The following is an 8,683-nucleotide window of genomic DNA, read 5'->3' as shown; positions in this document are numbered from 1 at the left end:
GTGGGTTTGTCGACGCTCTGAGACTGCGTTTGCAGTCTTATTTCTACAATTTCATTGAATTTTGTCTTCTTCTTAATTTTGTTATTGTTGCTTCTTCGTCAAGTTCTATCATTGATAAATCTATTACTGTATCTTTTGGAATATCTACTATGGCTTTTGTTTTTTCTGTGATTAGGGCGATTGGAAGTAGGTCTTCTTTTATTGATCTTGTGTGGTCAGTTAATTTTCCAAATACCTTATCTGATCCTATTCCCTCTAAATATTCTCCCTTTTTTATATCTCTTTTTGCAACTGAAACTGTATCGGCAACTTGTCCATGAAGTGGAGCTATTGTTGGCTCATTTTCTAAAACTGCATTGTAGATTGTAATTGGTGTTTCAAGACTTGTTAAGTGATATGGTCTAAATAATAAATAATTTGGGCCATCGCCAAAGCCTAAAAATTTCATCAAATCTCTTACTTCTTTTTTGTCGCTTGTTACAATTAGAAATACTCCTGGTGCCATGCCTGGAGAAAATTCTACAGTTTTGTATGATGATAAAACTCCACCGTCTTCTTTTAATTTAAAATCTTCTACGGCCGTTTCTGAGCTTGTAGCAATTCCGTGACAGCCAAATGTGTCTGGCAAAAATCCAAGGCAGTTGCAAACTGAATTTAATTCTATCATGGTATTTGTTCCATCGACAAAACTTGTTAGCATTCTTGGAGAAAGTCCTTTTTCTTTTGCTTGGTCTTTTAAAATTTCTGCATTTGCATAGTTATCTAATGGATTATTTTTTCCTTTTGCTGCAACCAAAATCTCAAGGCCAATTCCATAAGCAAAATCGCAAAGATCTATTATTGAGCCTGGCTCATCTCCTGCAATTCCTGTATAAACAACGCCAGCTTTTTTTGCCATATCGTAAAGAATTGGTCCAACAACTGCATCACATTCTACATTGAGTGTAATAAAATGCTTATGATATTGAATTGATTTTGCTGCAAGCTCTGCACCAAATGGTGGATTTCCTGTTGCATCAACTACGGCTGTAATTTGTAAAAGTTTGTAAGCAAGTCTATAATTTGAACTTACTACAACAAAACCCTTGTTCAAAGCCTCGTAGGCTTCGTCGTATGAGTCTGTATTTATAATTTTATCTTCAGAAATCCCTGAATCTATGAGGGCAGTTTTTGCTTTTTGTGGTGTGTGTTCAATAACCAAGCCTACTTCAATTGCATCAATATCTCCCAATTGATTAATTAAGCTTGCTCCCATTTTTCCACAACCAATTATAGCCAAAGAAATTCTTTCTCCATTATGTTTTAATTCTTTTAGCTTTCTATTTATCTTAAACATTTAATCTCCTTATATCCTCTGAGGCAGTTTTTGCTGATGAGAATGCCCATTGAATATTATATCCTCCGCAATCTCCAGCAACATCCATAACCTCTCCTATAAAATAACAATCTTTAATTTTTAAAGATTTCATGGTTTTATTGTCGATTTCCTCGCAAGATACTCCTCCCAAAGTCACTTGGGCATTGTTCTTGTCGTTTATATCTAAAATATCAAAAGAAAGATTTTTCAAAATATTTGAAATTTTTTCCAAATCTTTTCTTGAAATATTTTTTTTGCCAGAATTTATTTTAACCCTTTTTAATATATCAATTATGAGTTTTTTATCTAAATTCCCAATTAATAATTCTTCGATATTTCTATTAGGAAATCTTTTTGACTTTTCTTCTAATTTCTTTAAAAGTCCATCTTTTTTATACTCTGGATAAAAGTCAATGTCAAGACTAACTTTTTTACCATCTTTTAAGGCAAGAGAAATTAAATTTGAAAGATCCAAAATCGCAGTTCCTGTAAGGCCATAAGTTTGAAAAATCACATCATCAGTTGATGATTTTATAAATTTTCCATCTACTTTCAAACTTGCTTTTGCATTTACCTTAACACCTTTAGATTTTTTGGACAAGGGATTTTTCGCCTTAAAATTTGTAATTCCAAAAGTCATATCTTCGATTTTTGTATGTTTTTCTAAAATTTTAAAAATAGAACCATCAGAACCTGAATTTTTTAAAGTTTTTCCACCAGATGCAATCACAAGAAGGTCGTACTTGTATTTATTTTTTTCTGTTATGATTAATTTTTTGTCAAAATCTATATCCAAAACTTTTTGATCAAAAATAAATTTTGCATTTTCATCTGCTTTCATCATGAGAGAATCTTTTACAGTCTGTGAGCTCATGGTTTTTGGATAGCATCTTCCTGATGGCAAATTTGTCCATTCTATCCCCAAATTTTCAAAATATTTTATCAAATCTTTGTTTGAAAATTTGTACAAAGAATAATTTACAAAATCTTTTTCTTGTGAATAAAAATTTTCATAGGAAAGCTTTAAATTTGTAAAATTACACCTACCATTTCCAGTTGCAAGGAGTTTTCTTCCACTGTCTTTGTTTGAATCTAATACTGTTATATTTTTATTATCTAAAAAAGAGCAGAAGGCAAGCGAACTTACCCCTGCTCCTATTACAAAAATTCTCATAATTCTTCTAGAACTTCCCTTATGGTTTCTTTTTCGTTGTAGTAGGTTTTAATATTTGCTTTTAATTTTAAGAAATCTTCTTCGCCCTTGCCAAGCATAAAAACAAAATCCCCTTTTTTTGCATGGGTAATTGCATATTTTATAGCTTCTTTTCGATTTCTTATTATTATGCATTCCCCATTATTTTCTTCGACTCCTTCTTTAATTTGATTTGAAATATTTTCAAAGGTATCAAATTTAGGATCATCGGTTGTTATTACAGAAAATATATCATATTTTGCAGATATTCTACCAAGACCTCTTCTAATATCAGGAGTCCTATCTCCACTTATTCCGTAGACTGCAAATTTTTTCCTATCTTTTGGCAAATCTTTATAAAGACTTTCAAAAGATGTTGTTGTGTGGGCAAAATCTACTACTATATTTATTCCAAGGTCATTTTCTATAAATTCAAATCTTGATTTTACTCCCTTAAATCCTTCTAGGGCTTTGGAAATTTCTTTCAATTCAAAACCAAGGTCATTTGCAATTGCTATGGCACAAAGAGAGTTATAAATATCATATAGCCCAAATCTTTTTAGATAGAATTTAACACCATTTACAAAAAATTCAAGACCCATATCTACTCTTTTTATATTTTCTGCCTTATAGGCTGAATCTTCGTTTATAGAAATTGTAAGGGCATCTTTGAAAATTTCTTTGGCTTTTTTACCATAATCATCATCTAAATTTACGACTTGTTTTTTGGAATGATTTAGTAAAATCATCTTCGCCTTGAAATAGTTATCCATAGTTTTATGGTAGTCCATGTGTTCTGGAGATAAATTTGTGAAAACTCCATAATCATAGTCAATTCCATAGTTTCTTTTTAAACACAAACCATGTGAAGAAGTCTCCATAACTACGTTTTTAATATTTTCTTTTTTTGCCTCACTCAAAATATAATTTATATCTGTAATTTCTGGTGTCGTATGCTCTGTTGGTAAAGTTTTGCCGTTAAAAAAAGCTCCATCTGTTCCAATATTTGCACAAGGCTCTCCCAGTTTGTTCAAAAGAAATGAGATTATATTTGCAGTTGTAGTTTTTCCATTTGTTCCTGTAACACCAATCATTCTTAATGATTTTGATGGAAAATCTGATAAGAAATTTGAAATTTTTGCAAGAGCTAATCTTGCATCTTCAACTTTTATATAATTTATTCCATTTTTAAATTCAACGTCATCATTTGTATAGACTATAGTTGATGCTCCATTTTCTAGGGCATTTTCTATATAATTATGTCCATCGAATTCAAATCCTCTTATCGCTACAAATATAAAATCTTTTTTTATTTCTTTTGAATTTGAAGAAACTCCTACAATTTCTTTATCATTTTGAATATTTTTTGAAATGTAGGAAATTTCTTTTAGTATCTTTTCTAATTTCATTTAATGAATATTGTATCCTTTCTCAGTAAGTATATCTTTAATCTTCCTGATGTGGTCTTTTCCATTTGTTTCAAGGGTTATTTCAACTTGGATATTTTTATATCTGCTAGTTGCTGCAAGGCTATCGTGAAGTACCTCAACAATATTTGCTTTTGTATAAGCTATAACATCAAGAAGATCTCTAAGCTTTCCAGGTGCATTTTGAAGTTCAACAGTAAATCTTGCGATTCTTCCGTCTTCATAAAGTCCCTTGTGAATTAATTGAGAAATAAATGACATATCAATATTTCCACCACTGATTACGCAAACAACATTTTTATTTTTGCAACCAAGTTTTTTACTTGCAGCAAGACTTAATGCTCCTGAAGGCTCTGCTACTAGTTTATGTTTTTCCATCAAAGTAGTCAAGGCTACCATGATTTCTTCTTCTGTTACAGAAATATATTCATCAACGTTTTCCTTGCAAATTTCGTAAGTAATATCTCCAACTCTTGCAACAGCAGTACCATCTGCGATTGTATCAGCAGAATCTAATGTAATTGGTCCACCTTTTTCCATAGCAGCTTGCATTGATGCAGCATTTGCTGGTTCTACACCAACTATTTTAATTTCTGGTTTCATTTCTTTTGCACATTTTGCAATACCAGAAACAAGTCCACCGCCACCGATTGGTACTAATATGTAGTCAGCTTCTTGTAAACTTTCTAAAATTTCAAGAGCAATTGTTCCTTGTCCTTCAATTACATCTTCATCATCGTATGGAGGAATAAAAGTATATCCTTTTTCTTTGGCAAGCTCTTGAGCATATGTATTTGTTTCGTCAAAAGTTTGTCCGTGAAGATCAACTTCAGCTCCATATTTTAAAGTTCCATCAACCTTAATCATTGGAGTTGTTTCTGGCATACAAACAATTGCCTTTATGCCTTGATGATTTGCAGAAAATGCTACACCTTGGGCGTGGTTTCCAGCTGATGCAGTTACGATTCCAACGGATTTTGATTCTTCATCCATTTTTGAAATCTTGTTATAAGCTCCCCTCAATTTAAAAGAACCAGTTTTTTGTAAATTTTCTGGTTTAATGTACACATTGTTTTTTGATAAATCTGAAAAAATTTCAGAATAAAACATGTGGGTTGGGTTAATAGCTTCGTCTACTCTTTTTTTTGCACTTTTAAAATCAAACATAAAATGCCTCCTTTTGCTTAAATTATATCACAAGAAAAAGGAAATAAGAATGTTTTTCTATATTTTTTTGAAAAAAGATTGCTAAATAAAATTAATCGCATAATTTCAATCTTTAAAATGATTTATTTCGAATTTATTTTGTAAAATTTTAAAAATTATTTATAAAAAACGTTTTTTTGTTAGATAAATTTTGAATTTAAAAAATTTAAAAATTTCTTTATAAATTTAAATGCCTAGGCAAGTCATCTAGCACGAATATATAACTTAAAAAAAATCAATTTAAAAATTTTAAAATTTTTTGCTAATTTTTAATTTTTTTCAATCACCTTGAAAGTACTTCCAAATTCTTTTGTTTTTGTCTTAAATTTGTCGCTTTTTGAAAGACTAACCTGTTTAGACCATATAATTGAAAACAATTTCTTGTTTTTATATAATTTAATAAAGTAAATAGATAAGGAGGTTATATGGATTTAGAAAAATTAAGGGGGAAATTAATTGTATCGTGCCAAGCCTTAGATGATGAGCCTCTTCATTCTAGTTTTATTATGGGAAAAATGGCTCTTGCTGCAAAAATTGGCGGAGCAAGTGGTATTCGTGCTCAATCTGTTGATGATATTAAAGAAATTCAAAAACAAGTTGACTTGCCAATTATTGGAATTATTAAAAAAAATTATCCTGACAGCGAAGTTTATATCACTCCAACTAAAAAAGAAATTGAAGAATTAATTGATTCTAAGTGCGAAATAATTGCTCTTGATGCAACTAATAGGAAAAGGCCAAATGATGAAAAATTAATAGATTTACTCAAATTAATTCATGACAATAATATTTATGCCATGGCGGATTGTTCTACGATTGATGAATGTAAAAACGCTTTAGATCTTGGTTTTGATATTATTTCAACAACTCTTTTTGGCTACACGTCTTATAGTGATAATTTTGATGGTCCTGATTTTGAGTCTATTAAAAAAATTGTAGAATTTTCAAACAAGCCTGTTATAGCTGAAGGCAAAATTAATACGCCAGAAGATTTAAAAAAAGTTTTTGCTTGTGGAGTATTTTCTGCTGTAGTTGGTTCTGCAATTACTAGACCTCAATTAATAACCCAAAAATTTGCTGATGTTTTAAAAAAATAATTTAGGAGGAAATATGTTTAAGTATTTACAAAAAGTCGGCAAGGCTTTTATGCTACCGATAGCATTACTCCCTGCCGCAGGTTTACTTTTAGGAATTGGTGGTGCTTTTTCATCACAAGCTACAATTGATGCCTATCCTTTTTTAGCAAATAGTGTTTTACAAACTATTTTTAAGGTTATGGCTGGTGCTGGAAATATAATTTTTGCAAATCTTGCCATGCTTTTGTGCATTGGTATTATGGTTGGTCTTGCAAACAGGGAAAAAGGAGTTGCAGCTCTTGCTGGTGCCGTTGGATTTTTGGTAATGAATGCAACTATATCAACTCTTCTTTCAATTTTTAATCCTGACGGAGATCCAATTGATACTGGTGTTGTTGGTGCTTTGGTTATTGGTCTTATTGCAGTTTATCTTCATAATAATTATTACAATATTCAATTGCCACAAGTTCTAGGATTTTTTGGTGGTTCAAGATTTGTTCCTATAGTTACATCTTTTGTTGCAATTATTGTCGGAGTATTTTTCTTTATAGTTTGGCCACCTTTCCAACACTTATTAATTTCTGCTGGAAAATCAATTGCAAAACTTGGCGTTTTTGGAACTTTTTTATATGGAATGCTAATGAGATTATCTGGAGCAGTCGGTCTTCATCACATGATTTATCCAATGTTTTGGTATACAGAACTTGGTGGAGTAGAAATGGTTGCTGGAGAGCAAATTGTTGGTGCTCAAAAAATATTTTTTGCTCAATTAGCTGATCCAAATCACGTTGGATTATTTACTGAAGGTACAAGATTTTTTGCAGGAAGATTTTCAACAATGATGTTTGGTTTGCCTGCAGCTGCTCTTGCAATGTATAAGAACGCAAAAGAAGAAAACAAGAAAAAATTAAAGGGATTATTTTTGGGAGTTGCTTTAACTTCATTTATTACAGGAATTACAGAGCCTCTTGAATATATGTTCCTTTTCGTTCAACCACTTTTATATGTTTTCCATTCATTCTTGGATGGTTTATCATTCTTAATTGCTGATTTATTAAATATAAATATTGGAAATACATTTTCTGGTGGAGTAATTGACTTTATTTTATTTGGTGTACTTCAAGGAAATGACAAAACTCATTGGTTATTAGAAATTCCATTTGGATTAATCTGGGCAGCTATTTACTATTTCTCATTCTCTTTCTTAATAAAGAAATTTAATATAATGACACCAGGAAGAGGCGATGATGAAGTTTTGGAAGAAAAAGATAATAAAAAAGATTCAAATTCAAATCTTCATGAAGAAGCTCTTGTTATTTTAGATGCACTTGGTGGAAGTGAAAATATAATTGATGTTGACGCTTGTATAACAAGGCTAAGAGTAAATTTAAAAGATCCAAAAATTGTTGATAAAAATATTTTAAAACAAACAGGGACAACAGGAGTGCTTGACGTTCCAGGAGGAGTTCAAGTAATCTATGGAGCCAAGGCAGTCTTATACAAAAATGAAATTAATGATATACTTGGAGTAGTTGATTAGAAGATTTCAATAAAAGAGGTAGCCATGATAAAAAATTCCGCCATTGTTGCTATAGTCGATAGTTATGATAAATTTACAGAAGTTGAAAAACTAATTGCCGATTATTTTATAAAAAATAAACACAAGGAAGATTTTTCAATAAAAAATATCAAAAACAAACTCCACGTTTCCGAATCATCCATAACAAGATTTTCACAAAAATGTGGTTTTAAGGGATATAGAGAATTTATTTACAGGTATGAAGAAGGATTTTTAAAAGGAATTTCCAAATCTTCATTTAATGTAGAGGAAGTTTTAAACACTTACGGAAGAATTTTAAATATGTTTACATCCCTTATCGACAACGAACAAATTGATAGAATAGCAGATTTAATTATAAAATCAAAATCAGTTTTGTTCGTGTGAATAGGAAGTTCGGGACTTGTAGCAAGAGAAATGCAATCAAGACTTACAAGGCTTGGAATTTTAGTAATGGCAATAGATTATCAAGATGAAATGAGAATGAGGGCAGTTTTTCAAAAAGAAAATTCTCTGCTTATTGGCATAAGCCTTTCAGCCAACAAAGAATCCGTTCTTTTCGCCCTAAAACAAGCCAAAGAAAACGGCGCAAAAACAATTCTTGTAACATCAAATTCAAAAGATAAATTTTCATTTGTGGACGAAAAAGTAATCATCCCAACAATAGAAGATTTGAGAGGCGGAAATATAATCTCCCCGCAATTTCCAGTTCTAGTCTTTATGGATTTTTGCTACAATAAAATCATAAAAAATAATCTAGAAGATGATTACAGAAAACTTCTCCACAAAAAAACAATAGATGCCTTAGAAGAAGACAAAAAGTGAGCGATAAGCTCACTTCAGAGCGTCGACAAACCCACCAATAAA

The 8,683-nt window shown here is 31.0% G+C and carries 8 protein-coding genes; 4 read left to right on the top strand and 4 right to left on the bottom strand.

The features are described from left to right. Positions 1–43: 43 nt before the first annotated feature. The 4 genes from HMPREF2852_RS00340 to ilvA are packed head-to-tail and all read right to left on the bottom strand — an operon-like array spanning position 44 to position 5,143. Positions 44–1,336: an NAD(P)H-dependent oxidoreductase gene (locus tag HMPREF2852_RS00340; protein ID WP_070604954.1), complete on the bottom strand. Its 1,293-nt coding sequence runs from the start codon at positions 1,334–1,336 to the stop codon at positions 44–46. Continuing rightward, positions 1,329–2,531, bottom strand: coding sequence for an aminoacetone oxidase family FAD-binding enzyme (locus HMPREF2852_RS00335; RefSeq protein ID WP_070604951.1), 1,203 nt, complete (start codon positions 2,529–2,531; stop codon positions 1,329–1,331). Before HMPREF2852_RS00335 ends, HMPREF2852_RS00340 begins: the two co-directional genes overlap by 8 nt. After that, positions 2,528–3,958, bottom strand: a complete 1,431-nt coding sequence (locus tag HMPREF2852_RS00330) for a UDP-N-acetylmuramoyl-L-alanyl-D-glutamate--2,6-diaminopimelate ligase (protein WP_070604948.1) — start codon at positions 3,956–3,958, stop codon at positions 2,528–2,530. Before HMPREF2852_RS00330 ends, HMPREF2852_RS00335 begins: the two co-directional genes overlap by 4 nt. After that, positions 3,959–5,143, bottom strand: coding sequence for a threonine ammonia-lyase (ilvA, locus tag HMPREF2852_RS00325; protein WP_070604945.1), 1,185 nt, complete (start codon positions 5,141–5,143; stop codon positions 3,959–3,961). It abuts the gene before it with no gap. 464 nt (positions 5,144–5,607) lie between these two features. Here ilvA and HMPREF2852_RS00320 point away from each other — a divergent pair, with 464 nt between their 5' ends. From HMPREF2852_RS00320 to HMPREF2852_RS09885, 4 genes are read left to right on the top strand one after another with little or no spacing between them, the layout of a single operon-like run. Next, positions 5,608–6,279 (top strand): N-acetylmannosamine-6-phosphate 2-epimerase, encoded by a 672-nt coding sequence (locus HMPREF2852_RS00320; protein WP_070604942.1) that lies wholly within the window; start codon positions 5,608–5,610, stop codon positions 6,277–6,279. A gap of 13 nt (positions 6,280–6,292) precedes the next feature. Continuing rightward, positions 6,293–7,798: a PTS transporter subunit EIIC gene (locus HMPREF2852_RS00315; RefSeq protein ID WP_070604939.1), complete on the top strand. Its 1,506-nt coding sequence runs from the start codon at positions 6,293–6,295 to the stop codon at positions 7,796–7,798. Between the two features lie 24 nt (positions 7,799–7,822). Then, positions 7,823–8,203 (top strand): MurR/RpiR family transcriptional regulator, encoded by a 381-nt coding sequence (locus HMPREF2852_RS09890; protein ID WP_261667771.1) that lies wholly within the window; start codon positions 7,823–7,825, stop codon positions 8,201–8,203. Beyond that, the gene (locus HMPREF2852_RS09885; RefSeq protein ID WP_261667778.1) at positions 8,204–8,641 is read left to right on the top strand and encodes an SIS domain-containing protein; all 438 of its coding nucleotides are present in this window, start codon (positions 8,204–8,206) and stop codon (positions 8,639–8,641) included. Positions 8,642–8,683: the final 42 nt, after the last annotated feature.

This window comes from Anaerococcus sp. HMSC065G05, from assembly GCF_001812365.1.
GTDB lineage: Bacteria > Bacillota > Clostridia > Tissierellales > Peptoniphilaceae > Anaerococcus > Anaerococcus vaginalis.
Note: the sequence above shows the minus strand (reverse complement) of the source record. Positions and strands in the feature narration are given on the sequence as shown.

Bases quoted from the DNA above. Each gene is read 5' to 3' on its own strand.
- HMPREF2852_RS00340 (WP_070604954.1), bottom strand. From the start codon at position 1,336: ATGTTTAAGATAAATAGAAAGCTAAAAGAATTAAAACATAATGGAGAA.
- HMPREF2852_RS00335 (WP_070604951.1), bottom strand. From the start codon at position 2,531: ATGAGAATTTTTGTAATAGGAGCAGGGGTAAGTTCGCTTGCCTTCTGC.
- HMPREF2852_RS00330 (WP_070604948.1), bottom strand. From the start codon at position 3,958: ATGAAATTAGAAAAGATACTAAAAGAAATTTCCTACATTTCAAAAAAT.
- ilvA (WP_070604945.1), bottom strand. From the start codon at position 5,143: ATGTTTGATTTTAAAAGTGCAAAAAAAAGAGTAGACGAAGCTATTAAC.
- HMPREF2852_RS00320 (WP_070604942.1), top strand. From the start codon at position 5,608: ATGGATTTAGAAAAATTAAGGGGGAAATTAATTGTATCGTGCCAAGCC.
- HMPREF2852_RS00315 (WP_070604939.1), top strand. From the start codon at position 6,293: ATGTTTAAGTATTTACAAAAAGTCGGCAAGGCTTTTATGCTACCGATA.
- HMPREF2852_RS09890 (WP_261667771.1), top strand. From the start codon at position 7,823: ATGATAAAAAATTCCGCCATTGTTGCTATAGTCGATAGTTATGATAAA.